Source organism: Novosphingobium aerophilum, from assembly GCF_014230305.1.
GTDB classification, from domain to species: domain Bacteria; phylum Pseudomonadota; class Alphaproteobacteria; order Sphingomonadales; family Sphingomonadaceae; genus Novosphingobium; species Novosphingobium aerophilum.
On the sequence record NZ_JACLAU010000008.1, the window covers coordinates 19528 to 36262 of the forward strand.

A 16735-nucleotide genomic window follows, 5' to 3' on the forward strand; every position below is an offset into this window, starting at 1 on the left:
TCAACCGGGGCGGCTGCGGAGAAGGAGCAGGATGGACCACAGCCAGCCTGAAGCGCCGGAAGCCTCCGGCCCGGACGGGCCAACCGGGGCGTCTCCCGGAGGGATTCCCCCAGCCGGATGGCTGCGCCTGGTCTATGGGCTGGGTGGCTGCGGCCTGCTCGGCGCGACGGCAGCCGACGCGATCGCGGTGGCCGGGCGCCACGCCGGCTTCCACCTGCTCGGATCGATCGAGCTGGTCCAGGCCGCCGCCGTGCTGCTGGCAGGATCGGCCATGCTGATCGCCACGGTCCAGGGCGAACATGCATCGGTCCACATGGTCACCGAACGTCTCGCAAGGCCCACCGCCGCGCGGTTGGCGCGACTGGCGGCGCTGATCAGCGGGCTCGTGTTCCTGGCGGTCGCGGCCGGCTCCGCCTGGGTGGCGGGCGACCTGTGGTCCGGTTTCGAGCGGACCGAGCTGCTGCACATCCCGATCCGCTGGCTACGGGCCGCCTGGATCGGCTTTGCCCTGCTGATCGCGCTCACCTTCCTGCGCCGGGCCATCCGGGCCGGGGGGCTGGACGGGCATCGCGGGGATCACCGGCGATGACCCCCGAGCTGATAGGCGCGATCGGCATCGCCATCCTCCTGCTGCTGCTCGCCGGCGGGGTGCCGATCGGGATCGGCCTGATGCTGGTCGGGATCGGCGGGCTGGCGGTGATGATCTCGCCCGAGGCGGCGCTGGTGAAGGCCGGGGTGGTCTCGTTCGAGGTGATCTCCAAGTACGAGCTGGGGGTCCTGCCGCTGTTCCTGCTGATGGCCCACATCTGCTTCGCGGCGGGGGCGAGCCGGGACTTCTTCGATGTCGCGGCCAAGTTCCTCGGCCACCGCCGCGGCGGGCTCGCGCTCGCCTCGATCGGAGGCTGCGCCGGGTTCGGCGCGATCAGCGGGTCGAGCCTCGCCACCGTCTCGACGATCAGTTCGGTCGCCCTGCCCGAGATGCGCCGCGCCGGCTATCATCCCGGCTTCGCTTCGGGCGCGCTCGCCGCCGGGGGGACGCTCGGCTCGCTCACCCCGCCCTCGGGCGCGCTGATCGTCTTCGGGATCATCGCCGAACAGTCGATCGGCAAGCTGTTCGCCGCCGCGATCGTCCCCGGCGCCACCCAGGCCCTGTCCTACATGCTGACCATCACCCTGCTCTGCCTGTGGCGGCCCGAGCTGGGCCCGGCCACGGCGCGCGTGCCGTGGCGCGAGCGGCTGCCCGCGCTGCGCCAGGTGGCCGATATCCTCGCCCTGATGATCTTCGTCATCGGCGGGCTGATGATCGGCTGGTTCACCCCCACCGAGGCGGCCTCGGTGGGGGTGGTCGGCGCCCTGACCCTGCTCGCGGTGCGCGGCGGCTTCACCCGCGCCGCGGTCGGCGGAGCCCTGCGCTCCACGCTGCGCACTGCCGGGATGATCTATGTGGTGATCATCGGCGCGCTGCTGTTCGCCACGTTCATTTCGGCGAGCGAGATCACCGAGGCCCTGTCCGGCGCGGTGACCCAGTTGCACGCCAGCCCGGTGGTGGCGATCATCGCGATGACCCTGATCCTGCTGCTGCTGGGATCGTTCCTGGACGGCGTGGCGCTGATGCTGCTGACCACGCCGATCTTCCTGCCGATTGCCGAACAGCTGGGCTACAGCCCGATCTGGTTCGGGATCTTCCTGGTCCGGACGATGGAGATCGGCTTCGTCCATCCGCCGCTGGGCCTGAACATCTATGTGATCCAGGGTCTGGCCAAGGACCTGTCGCTGGGGACGATCTTCCGCGGGGTGATCCCCTTCCTGGTCGCCGATTTCTGCCACCTGGCCCTGATCATCGCCGTGCCGGCGCTGACCCTCTGGCTGCCCGGAGTGGTCGCCGGATGAGCCCGCTGCGCACCCTGCTCGTCCTCGCCCTTGGCGCGGCTCTCGCCGCCTGCGGCCGTCCCGCCGATCCCGGCGTCACCACCCTGACCACAACCCTGACCTACGCCAGTCCCTATCCGCCGACCCACCCCTTCTCCAAGGCCGACATCACCTGGATGAAGCACGTCGAGCAGGCGAGCGGGGGACGCATCCGGATCAAGCCCTACTGGTCGGGGGCGCTGCTCTCGTCCGACATGTCGATGATCGAGATCCGCCATGGCCTGGCGGACATCGGCCTGATCACTCCGATCTATGCGCGGGGCGGGGCGCACATGCTGCGCGCGCAGTCGGGGTTCTATGGCGGCATTCGCAGCCTGCAGGACCAGGTGGCGGTCTACGATTGCCTCGATCGCCGCTTCCCGGCCTTCGGCAACGAGCTCAAGGGGCTGCATGTCCTCGCCGCGCAGGGCGGCAACTTCCCCGGCGTGCTGACCCGCAACCGCCCGGTCCACAGCCTGGCCGATCTCAAGGGCCTGCGCCTGCGCGCCCAGAGCGACGCGATCGATGTGCTGCGCGCGCTCGGGGCCGATCCGGTCAACATGCCGATGGGCGAGGTCTACTCCGCGCTCGCCAAGGGGGTGATCGACGGGGTCGTCGCCCCGGCCGACACGATCAAGAGCCTGCACTTCGCCGAGGTGGCCCATCACTTCACCAGCCTGCGCTTCAGCCGCGGCGCCTATCCGGCGAGGGCCATGTCGGACCGCGCCTGGCAACGCCTCTCCCCCGCCCAGCAGCGCCTCCTGGCCGAATCGCGCCGGGTCTGGGAAGCGGCGCTCGCCAAGGAGGTGCTCAAGGCCGAAGCGGCCGGGGTGGCCTACGCCTCGGGCCACGGGGTGGAGATGATCCCCTTCCCCGCCGGCGAGCAGGCCCGGCTCGATACGCTCTACAACCGCTTCGCGCTCGACCAGGCGCAGCGCCTGTCCGCTGTCGGCATCGACGGCGTCCCCGTGTTCCGCGAGGCCCAGCGCCTCATCGCCGCCGGCCCGATCGCCTGCGCGCCCAGCCCTTCCGGAGTAACCCCATGAGCAACGGCAGCGACCTCACCCACAGGCCGCTCGAGGGCCTGACCGTCATCGACCTGACCCGCGCCCTGGCCGGCCCCTATGCGACGATGCTGCTGGCCGGCCTCGGCGCCAAGGTGATCAAGGTGGAGGAACCCAAGGGCGGCGATCTCGCCCGCGAGAACAGCCCCTATGTCGGCCGCGACGGGGTGATCGTGGAACGGCGGCACGAGGACGACATCTCCATCTCGCACCTCACTCGCGCGCGGGGCAAGTATGGCGTGTCGCTCGACCTGAAGAGCGAGGCGGGCAAGGCGGTCTATTTCGATCTGGTGCGCAAGGCCGATGTCGTGGTCGAGAACTTCACCGCCGGCACCGCTGACCGGCTGGGCATCGGTTACCAGGCGTGCAAGGCGGTCAACCCGCGGGTGGTCTTCGCCTCGCTGTCGGGCTTCGGCGCGACCGACCGCGACGGCAAGGCCATGGACGTGATCATCCAGGCGCTGTCGGGCGCGATGTTCACCAGCGGCGAGCCTGGGCACCCCCCGGTCCGCATCGGCATCCCGATCGCCGACATGCTCGCCCCGGTGTTCACCGTGATCGGCATCCTCGCCGCGATCGAGCAGCGCCACACCTCCGGGGTCGGCCAGCATGTCGACGTCTCGATGCTCGGCGCCCTTACCTCGTTCGTGGCGATCGAGAACTGGTCGGCCATGGCCGCCGCCGGGCTCCCCGCGCGCACCGGGCTGACGGTCCAGCGGCTCTCCCCCTTCGGCGTGTTCGAATGCGCCGACGGCTATGTCGCGGTGGTGGCGGTGCACGAACCGCTCGCCCGCGGCCTGTTCGCGGCGATGGGCCAGCCCGAGCTGTCGGACGATCCCCGCTTCTGCAGCCGCGATGCCCGCGTCGCCAATGCCACCGAGCTGGAAGCGCGGATCAACGCCTGGTCGCGGACCCTGCCGATGGTCGAGGTGCTGCGCGCGCTGGAAGCGCAGGGCGTGCCGGTCGCCCCGGTGCGCCATCCCGAGGACGCGCTGGTCGATCCTCGGGTGGTGGCGCGGCAGGAGACCATGGCGGTCAAGCACCCGAGCTACCGGTCCAGCATCGATCTGCGCACGGCCGGCGTGCCGATCCAGTTCTCCGGCGCCACCACCGGCTTCGACGATGCCCTGCCGGTGCGCATCGGCGAGCACAACCAGGCGATCCTGCGCGATTTCCTGGGCTATGACGAGGGCCGGATCGCCGCCCTGGCCGAGGCCGGGGCGATCTGATGCTCGACCGCTTCCGGCGGGCCTTTGCCGATCCGGACGGCGAAGTGGCACGCGCCCTGGCGGAGGGACGGCGGCCGATCCGCGTGCTGGGCACCGACGCCCCGCGGGCCCGGCTGATCGCCGCGGGCTTCCAGCCGGTCCGTCTGGTCGCCCCGCCCCTGCAGGTCACCCCCCGCGCCGACGCGGTGATGGGCGCGGCCGAGATGGGGCCGCGCGGGCGGCGGCTGCTCGAAGCCCTGCTCACCCTGCCTCACCCCGACGTTCCGGTGCTGATCACCCAGGCCGACAGCGTGCAGCCGCAATTGTTCGCCGCCCTTCGTGAACTCGGCCGGCTGGGAGAGGCTGTGCCGCAACACATCCACTTCCTCGACCTGCTCCACCTCGATCGCCCGGCCTCGACGGCTTACAATCGGGCCCGGCTGGCGCAGCTTGACACCTGGCTTGCCGGGTTCGGGGCTTCGCCCGGCGCCACCGATCCCGATCTGACCGCGCTTCTGGCCCAGGCGGCAGAGTTGCAGGGTGCGGGGCGGCTATCGGGCAGCGATGCGCTCGCCGTGGCTGGCGGATGTGCGGTGCTCCCGGTCGACGAGGCGCGCGCCGCCCTGTCCGACCTGCTTGCTGCCGACCTGCTTGCGGCCGACCTGCCGGTGCGTGCTTCCGTCCCCCGGATCCTGGTCTGCGGCACCGCGCACGAGGACGCCCGGCTTTGCGGCGCGATCGAGGCGGGCGGCGGCGCGATCGTCGGTGCGGTCCATGCCTGGTCGCTGACGCCCTTGGCACTCCCCGCCCGCGTCGCCGATCCGACCGCCACGGCCGCCCGGGTCGCCGCCGACGCTGCCCGGCTGCGCCCCGATCTGGTGCTGCACCTGACGATCGACGGGGACGAGGCGGCGCCGTGGGATGTCCCTGCCCTGCGCCGCATGCTGCCGGCGGATCAGGGTTTCGCCGCGCTGCGCTGTTCGAGCGCGCCGGACGACCGCTTCACGCGTGATCTCGCCGTCGCGCTGGGCCGGGCCGAGCCCGCCGCGGCGCCGTCCCGCCCGGCCCGGCCGACCGCCTCGCGCCCGGCCCCCCAACGCAGCCGCAAGGCGCTGAGCTCGACCGGCGACGTCAACGCCTGGCAGCGCGACTGGTTCGCTTCGGTGCGCGCAGCCGTGGCGGCCGGATCGCCCTTCGCCGTGGTCAATGCCAATGCTCCGCAGGAAATCCTGCGCGCGATGGACGTGCCCTTCGTGGTCAACCAGTGGTGGGCCTCGATCGTCGCGGCCAAGCAGCAGTCGCGGCGCTATCAGGGTCTGCTCCGCGCGCACGACTATCCTGCCGATGTCGAGGCCTATTCGGCGCAGGGCCTGGCCGCCCTGTTCGACGACGATCCGGACCACGCCCCGTGGGGCGGCCTGCCCCGGCCCGATTTCGTCCACGCGGTGGCCTCGTCGGACCCGACGCTGAAGCTGTTCACCCAGTGGGGCGCGGCCAGCGGGGCGGACTGCTACGTCTACGAACGCACGATCGATCCGCGCCCCGATCTCTATGCCGACTGGTGGGACCAGTTGCCGGACCATTGGGAGACCGCGGTCGAACCCGAACGGGTCGACCTGATGGTGGCCGAGATGCGCGAGGTCATCGCCCGGGTCGAGGCCCGCACCGGGCGGCGGTTCGATCCGGCCCGGTTCGCCGAAGTCATGGCCCTGGTGAACGAGCAGGAGGACTATTACCGCAAGACCCGCGATCTGGTCGCCCGCACGGTGCCCGCGCCGATCGGGGTGGTCGATTCGATGCCGGCGACCATGGTGCCGCAATGGCATCGCGGCACGGTCTGGGCGCGCGACGCCGCCCGGGCGCTTTACGAAGAGGTGCGCGAGCGGGCGGAAGCCGGACTGGGCGCCTGTCCGGATGAGCGCATCCGCCTGATGTGGGTCGGGCGCGGGCTGTGGAGCGAGATGGCGTTCTACCAGAAGTGGGAGGACAGCCACGGCGCCGTGTTCGTCTGGTCGATGTACCTCGCCCTGGCCGCGGACGGCTATCTGCGCGACCTGTCACAGGGACAGGATCCGCTGCGCGCGCTGGCCAGCCGGATCGTCTGCATGGGGGACGAACTGCGCATGCCGACCTGGGCCGGCCCCTGGCACGTGCATGAGGCGCGGACCCACCAGATCGACGCCGCCGTGGCGCTGCAGGACGCCGATCCCTTCGTGGTCCGCGCCCTGCGGGCAGCCGGAATCCCCGTCCTTGAGCTGACGGCCGACAACTTCAACCGCGAGGGCGAGGATGCCGCAGCGATCGAGGCGGCGATCACCGCCTTCGTCGAGGGCCCCGCCACCGATCGGGCGGCGCAGCGCCATGCCGGCGGCTGAACCCTCCGCTCTGGCTGGCCTGCGGGTGATCGACTTCTCGCGCTTCCTGCCCACAGCCTATGCGGGCTGGGTCGCGGCCGAGATGGGCGCCGAGGTGATCCGCGTCGAACACCCGCGCGAGCTGGCCAAGGCCGAGGCGATGTTCGGCCGCGATGCCGATCCGCAGGCCGCCGCCCGGCGTCGGGCCCGGCCGACCTATCACCGCGGCAAGCGCAGCCTGCGGATCAACCCGGGCAGCGCGGCCGGGCGCGAGGTGCTCCATCGGCTGATCGCCTCGGCCGACGTGGTAATCGAAGACTATCGCCCGGGCGTGATGGCGGCGATGGGCTATGGCCACGAGGCCATGGCCGCGCTCAACCCGCGCCTCATCACCCTGTCGGTCAGCTTCGCCGGCCAGACCGGGCCGCTTGCCGATCGGGCCGGGCATGACCCGCTGGCACTGGCGCTGGCGGGAGCTCTCGCCCGCCTCAATGGTCTGCCCGAACCCTCGCTGCCCGGCTTGCAGGTGGCCGATACCCTGACCGGGATGAGCGCGACCATTGCCCTGCTGCTGGCCCTGCAGGCGCGCGAGCGCCGGGGCACGGGCGAACAGGTTGACGTGGCCATGTCCGACGCGGCGCTGCAGTTGTTGCTGGTCTCGCTGGGGCGCCATGACGATCTGGACGAGCTGCCCCGTCCCGGCACCTGGCACCCCAAGGGCGGGGTGTGGCGCTGTGCCGATGGGCTCTACCTGTGCACCACCGACATGGAACCCGCCTATTGGGCGCGGTTCTGTGCCGCGATCGACCGGCCGGACCTGGCTGCGCGCCAGCACGAGGCGGCGGCCCATCCCGCGATGGAGCAGGAGATCGCCGCGATCATGGCGACGCGGACCCGGGACGAATGGTCCGCCCGTCTCGCCGCTGCCGGAACCCAGGCCATGCCGGTCTATTCCCCGGCCGAAGCGGTGGCCCATCCGCATCACCTGGCCCGGGGCATGGTGCGCGAGGTGCAAATGCCGGGGCCAGGCGTAGGGCCGGAACAGGCGTCGGTCCGGCAATTGTCCCTGCCCTTCGTGTTCGGCACGACCCGCGCGGTCGCGCCGAGCCCGGCGGGCGCACCGGGAGCGGACAATGCCGCGATCCTGGACGCGCTGGGCTTCGATCCGGCGGACCTGGCGGCGCGCGGCGCCTTCTCGACGGAGCGCGAGGCATGAGGCCGCTGGACGGGATCCGCGTGGTCGATTTCACCCACGCGATCGCGGGGTCGACCTGCACCCAGATGCTGCTGCAACTGGGTGCCACGGTGATCAAGATCGAGCCCCCCGGCACCGGCGATGCCTTCCGCCACTACACCGAGCATGCCGGCCCCCCGGGCATGAGCGTGCCCTTCGCCGCGCTCAACGCCGGCAAGCGCTCGGTCGCGCTCAACCTCAAGACCGGGCGCGGGCAGGCTCTTGCTCGGCAGCTCGCGGAGGGCGCCGACATTGTCGCGGAGAACTTCCGGCCGGGCGTGATCGCGCGGCTCGGGCTCGGCTGGGACGTGCTGCATGCCGCCAACCCGCGCCTTGTCATGATCTCGCTGAGCGGCTTCGGCCAGGACGGGCCGCTGCGCGACTGGGGCGCTTACGACCACATCGCCCAGGCGGTCTCGGGCATGGCGCTGATGAACGGCTTCGACGAACGCCCGTTCAAGATCGGCCTTCCGGTGGTCGACAGCTTCACCGGCTACCTCGGCGTGATCGCGGTGCTCGCCGCCCTGCGGGAGCGTGACGTGACCGGTCAGGGCAAGCGGATCGACGTCGCCATGCTCGACGCGGCGATCAAGATCATGGGCACGGCGGCCGCGATGTGGTCGTACACCGGGGTCGCGCCGCAGGGCACCGGGAACCGCGGCTTCCGGCTGGTCGCCACGGCCGAGTACTATGCCACGGCCGAGGGCTGGATCGCCCTCGGCGCGAACATGCAGCACCAGATCGAGGCGCTGTTCCGCGTGCTGGGCCATGCCGAACTGATGAGCGACCCGCGCTTCGCCACCCACGCCGCACGGGTCGAGCACTATGCCGCGCTCAAGGGCTGGCTGACCGAGCATCTGCTGAGCCGCCGCGCCGCCGATCTCGAGGCGGAACTGACCGCGGCCGGGGTTCCGGCGGCCCGGATCCGCGACATCGGCGAGGCCCTGACCCATCCGCACGTCATGGCGCGCGGGTTGGCCGAGGCGGCCGAGATGCCGGGCCACGATCGTCCGCTGACCGTGCTGGGGCCGGGTTTCGGGGTGGAACCCGATCCCGTGCCCCGCCACGTCCCGAGCCTTGGCGAGCACACCGGGTCGGTGCTCGCCGAGCTCGGCCTCACCGCCGCGGAGATCGCCGCGCTGGCCGATGAGGGCGTGCTGTGAGCGACCTGCTGCTGCTGGGAGACCTGATCCTTGACGTGCCGGAGCCGGATCACTGGCTGTCGGGCCTGGCCCCGCTGACCCGTGCGGCCGGGCTGGTGATCGGCCACCTGGAGGTGCCGCACACCACCTGCCAGGAGGAGATGCCCGGCGACGTGCCCGCCCCCGGCGCCGACCCCGCCCATCTCGACGCCCTGGCACGCGCGGGGATCGGTGCGGTCTCGCTGGCCGGCAACCACATGATGGACTGCGGCCCGGTCGGGCTGGCGGACACGATCGCCGGGCTCGCCCGCAACGGGATCGCCCACGCCGGGGCCGGACCCGGCCTGGCTGCGGCGCGGGCGCCCGCCTGGCTCGACTGGGCAGGACGTCAGGTCGCCCTGCTGAGCTACAACTGCGTCGGGCCCGAGCTGTGCTGGGCCACGGCGGACCGGCCCGGGGTCGCCCCCATCATCGTCCGGGCCGAGGATGGCGGGCCGAGCCGCCCACAGGCCAGCCTGCGCGAGATCGATCCAGCCTCGCTGGGCGCGATGCAGGCCGACATTGCCGCGGCACGAGCCCGGGCGGATGTGGTCGTGGTCGCGCTGCACAAGGGCATCACCCACCGGGTTGCCGAACTGGCACCCTACGAACGCCCGGTGGCCCAGGCCGCGATCGACGCCGGAGCCGATGTGGTCGCCGGGCATCACGCCCACATCACCCGGGGGATCGAACTCTATCGCGGCAAACCGATCTTTCACGGCCTCGGCAACGGCTGCGTCGTCACCCATGCCCTGGCCCCGGCGCAGGACCATCCCGCCCGCGCCGAATGGGCCGAGCGGCGCAAGGTGCTGTTCGGGTTCGAACCCTTGCCCGACTATCCGCTGGCCCCGTTCCACCCCGATGCCCGGCACGGGATGATCGGACGGCTGCGGATCGCGCCGGACGGGACGATCACGCCGGGCTTCATTCCGCTGTGGTTCGAACCCCCCGGCCGTCCGGTCCCGGCCGAGTGCCGGGCGGCAGAGGTGGCCGCCTACATCGCCTGGATCGGTTCGGAAGCCGGATTGCCGGGTCTGACGCTGCGCTCGGACCGCGCCGGCGGCTACGATCTCGCCTGACCCGCCGCGCTCAGCGCAGCAGGGGACGCGGCACCGACCAGTCGGGGACCTTGCAGAGCCCGCAGTCGGCGCCCACGAAATACCGTCGCGCGGCCCGATCACCCTTGAGCATGGCGTCGAGCCAGCGGGTCGCGATCACGCCATAGGCCCCGCCGTTGGGCGCGGTGCGGAAAGTCCCGCCGTGGCCGGTCGGAGCATGGGCGAAGAACACCGGCACATGGACGATCCGCGCCACGTCATCGATCGCCTGGGGCCAGGCGATGTCGCCTGGTCCGCCAAGGATGTAAGCGATCGGGGCGTGCAGCCTGGCCAGTTCGGACTTGGCCACGTTCAGTCCGGTGCGGCCGTCGGCGCTGTTGTTGAACACGCCGGAGTTGAACAGCGCGGTCGCCTTGATCCGGGGATCGGCCGAGATGCGGATCGCCTGCAGGCCGCCGCACGAATGCCCCATCACCGCCACGCGCGCCGGATCGACATGGCGATAGAACGGACTGGCCGGATCGGCGTTCTGCCGCTCCAGCCAGTCGAGCCCGGCGAGGATCTGCTCGGGACTGGTCGCGTCCGGCCCGCGCCGGGCCAGTTGGGCCGGGCGATTGGGATCGGGCGGCGGCATTTCGGTGATGCGTACCGGCGGGACCAGCGCAGGCTCTTCGCGCGGAGGGCCGGGGACCACGATGACATAGCCGTGGCTCGCCACCTCGCGGAGGAACCCGGCATGGGCCAGACCATCGTCGCGGCAGGCGCCGTTGCCCCACAGCACGATCGGCAGGGGCCGGTCGGGGAGGCGCGCCGGGCGGTAGACCGTGTGGTCCGGCAAGGCCGGGAGGTACTCCGCCACCGCCGGCGCGGGGCCGGTTCCGCCCGGTTGTCCGACCACCCCGAACGGCTTCGGTGGCACCTTGGCCTCCTGCGCGCCCAGGCTGGTGGCGGTGAGCGCCAGCATGGCGAGGCCGATCCATTGCCTGCGCTCCATGCCATCTCTCCGCTGATCGCAGCCATGACAGTGATTGCGATTCGATATAGCATAATGCGGGAGCAATCGTGGCGGGGCAAGCGGGCTGCGTGCCTTGACGGACAGGGGCGCCGAAAGCGGGTTCACCTGGGCCCGCCAGCCCATTATCCTCACGCCCGAAGCATCGAAGCCGCAGCCCCGCGGCCGCTGGAAGGAACGCATGAAAACGGCACTCAAGGTCAACGGCCGGACCCGTATCGTCGATGCGCCGGGCGATAAGCCCCTGCTCTGGGTCCTGCGCGAGGAGCTGGAGCTGAGCGGGCCCAAGTTCGGCTGCGGCCAGGGCCTGTGCGGCGCCTGCACCGTGCTGCTCGACGGGCAGGCGGTGCGGTCATGCTCGACCCCGCTGAGCGCGGTGGGCAAGGCCGCGATCACCACGATCGAGGGGGTGGGCGCCAGCGAGGTCGGCCAGAAGGTCGCGGCGGCCTGGGTCGATCAGGACGTGCCGCAATGCGGCTATTGCCAGGCCGGCCAGATCATGAGCGCGGTCGCCCTGCTCAGCGCCAACCCGCGCCCCGGGGAGGCCGAGATCGACGCCGCGATGAGCGGCAACCTGTGCCGCTGCGGCACTTATCACCGCATTCGCGCGGCGATCCGCCAGGCCGTGACCGGTCAGGTGGCCGGTTCGCTCAACCCGGGAGGCGACCATGCCGGCTGAAACCGATCGTCGCTTCGTCCTCAAGGCCCTGCTCGGCGCGGGCGGCGCGCTGGTGTTCGACATTGAGCTGGCGCTGGGCGCCGCCCCGGCCGCCCCGGCCGCCGCGGGCGAGCCGGCCGCCAGGCTCAATGCCTTCGTCCGGCTGCATCCCGACAACAGCGTGACGATCACGGCCAAGAACCCCGAGATCGGCCAGGGCATCAAGACCATGCTGCCCATGCTGATCGCCGAAGAGCTCGACGTCGCGTGGGAAGCGGTGAAGATCGAGCAGGCCGTGGCCGACCAGGCACTGTTCGCGCCGCAGTTCGCCGGGGGCAGCATGGCGACCCCGCTCAACTGGCTGCCGATGCGCCAGGCCGGAGCGGCGGCGCGGGCGATGATCCTGGCCGCCGCGGCGCAGGAATGGTCGCTGCCCGTGGCCGAGCTGTCGACCCTGGCGGGTGACGTGCTGCACGTCGGCTCGGCCCGGCGCGCGCCCTATGCCGCTTTCGCGGCAGGGGCGGTGCGCCAGGCGGTCCCCGCCGCGACCGCGCTGAAGCTGAAGGACCCGGCGGACTTCACGATCATCGGCAAGCCGACCAAGGGCGTGGACACCCCGGCGATCGTTGCGGGCAAGCCGCTGTTCGGCATCGACACCCGCCTGCCCGGCATGCTCCACGCCGCGCTGCTCACGCCGCCGGTGCGCGGAGCCGTGCTGAAATCGCATGATGCCGCCGCGGCCCTTGCCCGGCCGGGCGTCCGCAAGGTGGTGGCCCTGACCCGCCTGGGCGAGGCCGATGCGCCGGTCGACGCGCTGGCCGTGGTCGCCGACAGTTGGTGGACCGCCAGCGAAGCCCGCAAGGCGCTGCAGGTCGAGTGGGACGCCGAGGGGCGCGATCGCCATTCCGACGCCAGCTTCGCCGCCGCCGCCCGAACCGCGCACGAGGGCCGCCCGCAGGCCGTGGTGCTGGCCAAGGGCGATGCCGCGACAGCCCTGGCCGGGGCAGCCCGTCGGCTTGCCGCGACTTACACCTATCCCTTCGTCTCGCACGCCACGCTCGAGCCGCAGAACTGCACCGCGCTGTTCCATGCCGGCAAGCTGGAGCTCTGGGCACCGACCCAGATGCCGGGCGGCGGGCAGGATCTGCTGGCCAAGACCTTCGGTCTCGCCCCGGCCGACATCACGGTACATATCACCCGCTCCGGCGGGGGCTTTGGTCGCCGCCTGCAGAACGACTACATGGTGCTCGCGGCGGCGATCGCCCGCGAGGTCCCGGGTCGTCCGGTCAAGCTGCTGCTCGATCGGCAGGAGGACTTCAAGCTCGACTTCTTCCGCGCCGCCGGGTTCCACCGCTTCGAGGCCGGGCTGGATGCCGATGGCAGGCTGGTGGCCCTGCGCGACCACCTCGTCACCTTCGGGGCCAAGGGCAAGCCGGGACGCGGCGCCGATCTGCCGGCCAATCTGGTTCCGGCCGATCTGGTCGATCACGTCGATCTGGGCCAGACCGTGCTGGAGACGAACATCCCGCTCGGCTGGCTGCGGGCGCCCGGCTCGAACGCGCTGGCCTTCGCCTCGCAGGGGTTCCTCGACGAAGTAGCCGAGGCCGCGGGGCTGACCCTGCCCGACCTGATGCTGCAACTGCTGGGCACCGGGCGCCTGATCCCGCCGCCTGCGGGCGGACGCGGCCCGGGCTTCCACACCGGCCGCGCCGCCGGGGTGATCCGCGAGGTGCTGCGGCTGTCGGGCTGGAGCGGCGCCCGCAAGGGCCGCGGTTTCGGCTTCTACTTCAGTCACAACGGCTATTTCGCGGCCGTGGCCGACGTGGCGAAAGGCGAAGCCGGGATCCGGGTGGAGCGGGTCTGGATCGGGGGGGATATCGGCAACACGATCATCAACCCGCTGAACGCCGAACAGCAGATCCGCGGATCGGTGATCGAGGGCATGGGCCATGTGCTGTCGGGCCTGAAGGTGCCGGTCGACGGCGGCGCGATCGGCGTGGCCAATTTCGACAGCTACCCGCTGCCGCGGATCGATGCCGTGCCGCCGATCGAGATCGGGATGGTCCGCAGCGACTTTCCCCCCACGGGCCTCGGCGAACCGGCCATGCCGCCCGCCATCGCCGCGATCGCCAACGCGATCAGCAGCCTGACCGGCCAGCGCCTGCGCTCCCTGCCCTATGCCGAGAGCTGAGGCGGGGTTTGCCGCAGGGGCTCAGTCGACGCGATAGACCGACAGGCTGACCGTCGCCCCCACCTTGCCTCCGCTGGCCAGGAACAGGGCACGGTTGACCCAGTCGTAAGCCGGGGCACCGGTCTCGAGGCGGATCAGGGTGCGCATGTAGTAGGCGGTGGGCGGGACGGCTTCCCCGGCCGCGATCCTGGCGCCGACTTCGGGCGGAGCGTGGCGCAGGCCCTGGCTGAGCACCTCGATCACGACCCCGTCCGGCGTCTCGATCGCATAACGGGCATCAAGATCGGCCAGCCCGCCGGTGAGCACGGTCTGCCAGTCGGCCCCGATCGGCAGGACCCGGCCCTGCAGCAGCGGTCCCTGCGCCTGCCCTCCCACGATCGGGATGATCCGCCGGGTGCCGGCCGGGCTCTGGCCCATTTCCACGGGTGCGGCCAGCTCGACCACCAGATCGAAGGCGTGAACCAGCGTCGGCACCGGGTTGGCGATCATGCCGGAACCGCGGCGACCCTGGCCCCGGCCGGGATGATCGGCGGTGCGGCGTTGAGCTGCTCCTTGGCGAAGCCGGCGGCGCGCTGGTATGCGAGCATGAAGTCCGCCCGTTCCTGGGGCGGCACCACATCATCGATATGGGTGAAGTCCCCGCCGCAACGCTCATCCACCAGATTGAGCAGGCCGAACGGGCCGGCCCCGCGGTTGCGCAGCGCGACCTGGCCGATTGGCCCGCACAGCTCGGCGTCATAGGCCGCGAGCGCCGCCGCGGTGACCCCGTGGTCGAGCATGATCCGGCCGAGCACGCGCCCGTCGACGATCGCCTGCGAGGCGCCGTTCGATCCGGTGGGATACATCGGATGGGCCGCGTCCCCCAGCAGCGCGACCGGCCCATCGACCCAGGTGGGCAAGGGATCGCGATCGATCATCGGGTTCTCGTAAGCCACCTCAGACCCGGCCAGCAGGGCGGGCAGGTCCAGCCAGTCATAGACAAACCCGTCGAACAGGTGCGCGAATTCGGCCAGTTCGACTGGGCGGAACCAACCCGCCTTTTCCCAGTCATGGTCCGCGTCATAGGTCTGCTCGGCGATCCAGTTGATGTCGGCCAGACCGTCGGCATCGGGCTGCGAGATGGGATAGAGCACCACCCGGTGGCGGCTCGAGCCGAGCCCGACGAACGAGGATCCGGTACGGATCGGCCGACCCCGGGCGGTACCCCGCCACATGATCGTGCCGCCCCAGTTGATCGGCGGCTGGTCCGGGTGCATCCGGGCGCGCACCGCCGAATGGATCCCGTCGGCACCGATCAGCAGCCGTGCGGGCAGCTCGCCCGGTCCGGTGGGGCCATCCACCAGCGCGGTCACCGTGCCGTTGGCCTCGTGGCGATAACCGGTCACCTTGTGTCCCAACCGCACCGCCTCCGGCCCCAGCCGCTCCAGCACCTTGCGATAGAGCAACAGGTGGAACCGCCCGCGATGGACCGCATACTGGTGCCAGCGATAGCCGGCGAGCTTGCCGCGCGGTTCGGAATAGATCTCGCGACCGTTGCGCCCGACCAAGGCCCATTCCCGCGCGGCGATGCCGACCTCGTCCAGCTCGTCCTCGCCGATGCCCAGATCGTGCAGCTCGCGCACGGCGTTGGGCTGCAGGTTGATCCCGACGCCGAGCGGCTTCAGGTCGTGGACGCTTTCCAGCACCACGCAGTCGACCCCGATCTGATGCAGGGTCAGCGCCAGCGCGAGCCCGCCGATGCCGCCGCCCGCGATGACAACCTTGCCCGTGGTCATGGCCTGCCTGCTGTCATGGCTCTGGGTCCGCCCGTCTTGCGTCGGGCTCCCGAGTCCCGCCCGGTGGCCCTATCGCCTCGGGGGACGGGGGGCAACGCTGCTGTGGTCGGGCGCCGGCGCATCGCCCCGAACGATCAGGCCAGCCCCAGCACCCGGGCGGCATTGTCCTTCATGATCGCGGGCAGCACCTCGTCGCGGAATCCTGCCTCCCGGGCAGCGGCGATCCATTTCCGCGGGTGGATCAGGGGAAAGTCCGATCCGAACAGCATCTTGCCGCGCAGTTGGGTGTTGGCATAGCGGATCACCTGCTCGGGGAAATAGCGCGGGCTCCATCCGCTCAGGTCGATGTAGACGTTGGGCTTGTGCAGCGCCATCGACAGGCTCTCGTCCACCCAGGGCCAGCTCGGATGGGCCAGGATGATGCGGATATCCGGAAAGTCCACCGCCACGTCGTCGACCAGGATCGGCTGCCCGTACTTCAGCCGCAGTCCGCCGCCCCCCGCCATGCCGGTGCCCATGCCGGAATGGCCGGTGTGGAAGATCGCCGGCAGCCGGTAGTGGTTGATCACCTCATAGATGGGATAGGCGACGCGGTCGTTCGGGCTGATGTCCTGCATGATGCTGTGGAACTTGAACCCCTGCACCCCGTGGTTCTCGATCAGGTCGCGCGCCTCGCGGGCGCCCAGCTTGCCCTTGTGGGGATCGATCGAGGCGAAGGGGATGCAGATGTCGGCATGCTGCGCGGCGAAGTCGGCGATCTCGTAATTGGACAGACGCTTTGCCCCGAGACCGCATTCGGCGTCGACCGTGAACAGGCAGAAAGCGATCTGCTGGGCGCGGTAGAGCTCGACGATCTCGGGCAGCCTGGGCCGCTCGCGCGGGGCCTTGAAATAGGCGCTGGCGGCATCGAAGAACTGGCCCATCACCGGGTCTTCGGGATCGTGGCAGCTGACTTCGGCGTGGACGTGCACGTCGATCGCCGTGATCGTATCGAGGTCGATCGCCATCGGAGGGGATGCCCTTTCAGGTGCGGCATGGCCAAGGCCTCTGCTGCACCCGTTCCCACCCCGGCTGTCAATCCCCGGCGGTCTT

The 16735-nt window shown here is 71.1% G+C and carries 14 protein-coding genes; 10 read left to right on the plus strand and 4 right to left on the minus strand.

Annotated elements, in window-relative coordinates; translation table 11 throughout:
* Positions 1 to 31: 31 nt before the first annotated feature.
* From H7F49_RS07635 to H7F49_RS07670, 8 genes are read left to right on the plus strand one after another with little or no spacing between them, the layout of a single operon-like run.
* Positions 32 to 589 carry a TRAP transporter small permease subunit gene (locus H7F49_RS07635; RefSeq protein ID WP_185682993.1) on the plus strand — a complete coding sequence of 186 codons (558 nt, stop codon included), beginning with the start codon at positions 32 to 34 and terminating at the stop codon, positions 587 to 589.
* Positions 586 to 1890 carry a TRAP transporter large permease gene (locus H7F49_RS07640; protein ID WP_235982001.1) on the plus strand — a complete coding sequence of 435 codons (1305 nt, stop codon included), beginning with the start codon at positions 586 to 588 and terminating at the stop codon, positions 1888 to 1890. Before H7F49_RS07635 ends, H7F49_RS07640 begins: the two co-directional genes overlap by 4 nt.
* Positions 1887 to 2954 carry a TRAP transporter substrate-binding protein DctP gene (gene dctP / locus H7F49_RS07645; RefSeq protein WP_185682994.1) on the plus strand — a complete coding sequence of 356 codons (1068 nt, stop codon included), beginning with the start codon at positions 1887 to 1889 and terminating at the stop codon, positions 2952 to 2954. The genes H7F49_RS07640 and dctP overlap by 4 nt, the downstream gene beginning before the upstream one ends.
* The gene (locus H7F49_RS07650; protein ID WP_185682995.1) at positions 2951 to 4201 is read left to right on the plus strand and encodes a CaiB/BaiF CoA transferase family protein; all 1251 of its coding nucleotides are present in this window, start codon (positions 2951 to 2953) and stop codon (positions 4199 to 4201) included. Before dctP ends, H7F49_RS07650 begins: the two co-directional genes overlap by 4 nt.
* Entirely contained in the window at positions 4201 to 6555 is a 2355-nt protein-coding gene (locus tag H7F49_RS07655; protein WP_185682996.1) for a 2-hydroxyacyl-CoA dehydratase family protein, read from the plus strand. Before H7F49_RS07650 ends, H7F49_RS07655 begins: the two co-directional genes overlap by 1 nt.
* Entirely contained in the window at positions 6542 to 7750 is a 1209-nt protein-coding gene (locus H7F49_RS07660; protein WP_185682997.1) for a CaiB/BaiF CoA transferase family protein, read from the plus strand. The genes H7F49_RS07655 and H7F49_RS07660 overlap by 14 nt, the downstream gene beginning before the upstream one ends.
* Positions 7747 to 8931: a CaiB/BaiF CoA transferase family protein gene (locus H7F49_RS07665; protein WP_185682998.1), complete on the plus strand. Its 1185-nt coding sequence runs from the start codon at positions 7747 to 7749 to the stop codon at positions 8929 to 8931. Before H7F49_RS07660 ends, H7F49_RS07665 begins: the two co-directional genes overlap by 4 nt.
* On the plus strand, positions 8928 to 10028 hold the full coding sequence (locus H7F49_RS07670) for a CapA family protein (protein ID WP_328806595.1): 1101 nt from the start codon (positions 8928 to 8930) through the stop codon (positions 10026 to 10028). Before H7F49_RS07665 ends, H7F49_RS07670 begins: the two co-directional genes overlap by 4 nt.
* A 10-nt stretch (positions 10029 to 10038) precedes the next feature.
* Here H7F49_RS07670 and H7F49_RS07675 read toward each other — a convergent pair whose 3' ends face one another.
* Positions 10039 to 11001, minus strand: coding sequence for an alpha/beta hydrolase (locus H7F49_RS07675; RefSeq protein WP_185682999.1), 963 nt, complete (start codon positions 10999 to 11001; stop codon positions 10039 to 10041).
* 199 nt (positions 11002 to 11200) lie between these two features.
* Here H7F49_RS07675 and H7F49_RS07680 point away from each other — a divergent pair, with 199 nt between their 5' ends.
* Together H7F49_RS07680 and H7F49_RS07685 are read left to right on the plus strand one after the other, a co-directional pair.
* Positions 11201 to 11698 carry a (2Fe-2S)-binding protein gene (locus H7F49_RS07680; RefSeq protein WP_185683000.1) on the plus strand — a complete coding sequence of 166 codons (498 nt, stop codon included), beginning with the start codon at positions 11201 to 11203 and terminating at the stop codon, positions 11696 to 11698.
* A complete protein-coding gene (locus H7F49_RS07685; protein WP_185683001.1) occupies positions 11688 to 13868 on the plus strand; it encodes a xanthine dehydrogenase family protein molybdopterin-binding subunit in 2181 nt (726 codons plus the stop codon). Before H7F49_RS07680 ends, H7F49_RS07685 begins: the two co-directional genes overlap by 11 nt.
* A gap of 21 nt (positions 13869 to 13889) precedes the next feature.
* On the opposite strand, the gene H7F49_RS07690 is transcribed toward H7F49_RS07685, so the two are convergent.
* The 3 genes from H7F49_RS07690 to H7F49_RS07700 all read right to left on the minus strand — a co-directional run bounded on the left by H7F49_RS07690 (position 13890) and on the right by H7F49_RS07700 (position 16650).
* The gene (locus tag H7F49_RS07690) at positions 13890 to 14357 is read right to left on the minus strand and encodes a DUF3237 domain-containing protein (RefSeq protein WP_185683002.1); all 468 of its coding nucleotides are present in this window, start codon (positions 14355 to 14357) and stop codon (positions 13890 to 13892) included.
* Positions 14354 to 15643: a flavin-dependent oxidoreductase gene (locus tag H7F49_RS07695; protein ID WP_185683003.1), complete on the minus strand. Its 1290-nt coding sequence runs from the start codon at positions 15641 to 15643 to the stop codon at positions 14354 to 14356. The genes H7F49_RS07690 and H7F49_RS07695 overlap by 4 nt, the downstream gene beginning before the upstream one ends.
* A gap of 134 nt (positions 15644 to 15777) precedes the next feature.
* The gene (locus H7F49_RS07700; protein WP_185683004.1) at positions 15778 to 16650 is read right to left on the minus strand and encodes an amidohydrolase family protein; all 873 of its coding nucleotides are present in this window, start codon (positions 16648 to 16650) and stop codon (positions 15778 to 15780) included.
* Positions 16651 to 16735 lie beyond the last annotated feature (85 nt).

Coding starts and splice junctions, on each gene's coding strand:
- H7F49_RS07635 (WP_185682993.1), top strand. CDS start 32: ATGGACCACAGCCAGCCTGAAGCGCCGGAAGCCTCCGGCCCGGACGGG.
- H7F49_RS07640 (WP_235982001.1), top strand. CDS start 586: ATGACCCCCGAGCTGATAGGCGCGATCGGCATCGCCATCCTCCTGCTG.
- dctP (WP_185682994.1), top strand. CDS start 1,887: ATGAGCCCGCTGCGCACCCTGCTCGTCCTCGCCCTTGGCGCGGCTCTC.
- H7F49_RS07650 (WP_185682995.1), top strand. CDS start 2,951: ATGAGCAACGGCAGCGACCTCACCCACAGGCCGCTCGAGGGCCTGACC.
- H7F49_RS07655 (WP_185682996.1), top strand. CDS start 4,201: ATGCTCGACCGCTTCCGGCGGGCCTTTGCCGATCCGGACGGCGAAGTG.
- H7F49_RS07660 (WP_185682997.1), top strand. CDS start 6,542: ATGCCGGCGGCTGAACCCTCCGCTCTGGCTGGCCTGCGGGTGATCGAC.
- H7F49_RS07665 (WP_185682998.1), top strand. CDS start 7,747: ATGAGGCCGCTGGACGGGATCCGCGTGGTCGATTTCACCCACGCGATC.
- H7F49_RS07675 (WP_185682999.1), bottom strand. CDS start 11,001: ATGGAGCGCAGGCAATGGATCGGCCTCGCCATGCTGGCGCTCACCGCC.
- H7F49_RS07680 (WP_185683000.1), top strand. CDS start 11,201: ATGAAAACGGCACTCAAGGTCAACGGCCGGACCCGTATCGTCGATGCG.
- H7F49_RS07685 (WP_185683001.1), top strand. CDS start 11,688: ATGCCGGCTGAAACCGATCGTCGCTTCGTCCTCAAGGCCCTGCTCGGC.
- H7F49_RS07690 (WP_185683002.1), bottom strand. CDS start 14,357: ATGATCGCCAACCCGGTGCCGACGCTGGTTCACGCCTTCGATCTGGTG.
- H7F49_RS07695 (WP_185683003.1), bottom strand. CDS start 15,643: ATGACCACGGGCAAGGTTGTCATCGCGGGCGGCGGCATCGGCGGGCTC.
- H7F49_RS07700 (WP_185683004.1), bottom strand. CDS start 16,650: ATGGCGATCGACCTCGATACGATCACGGCGATCGACGTGCACGTCCAC.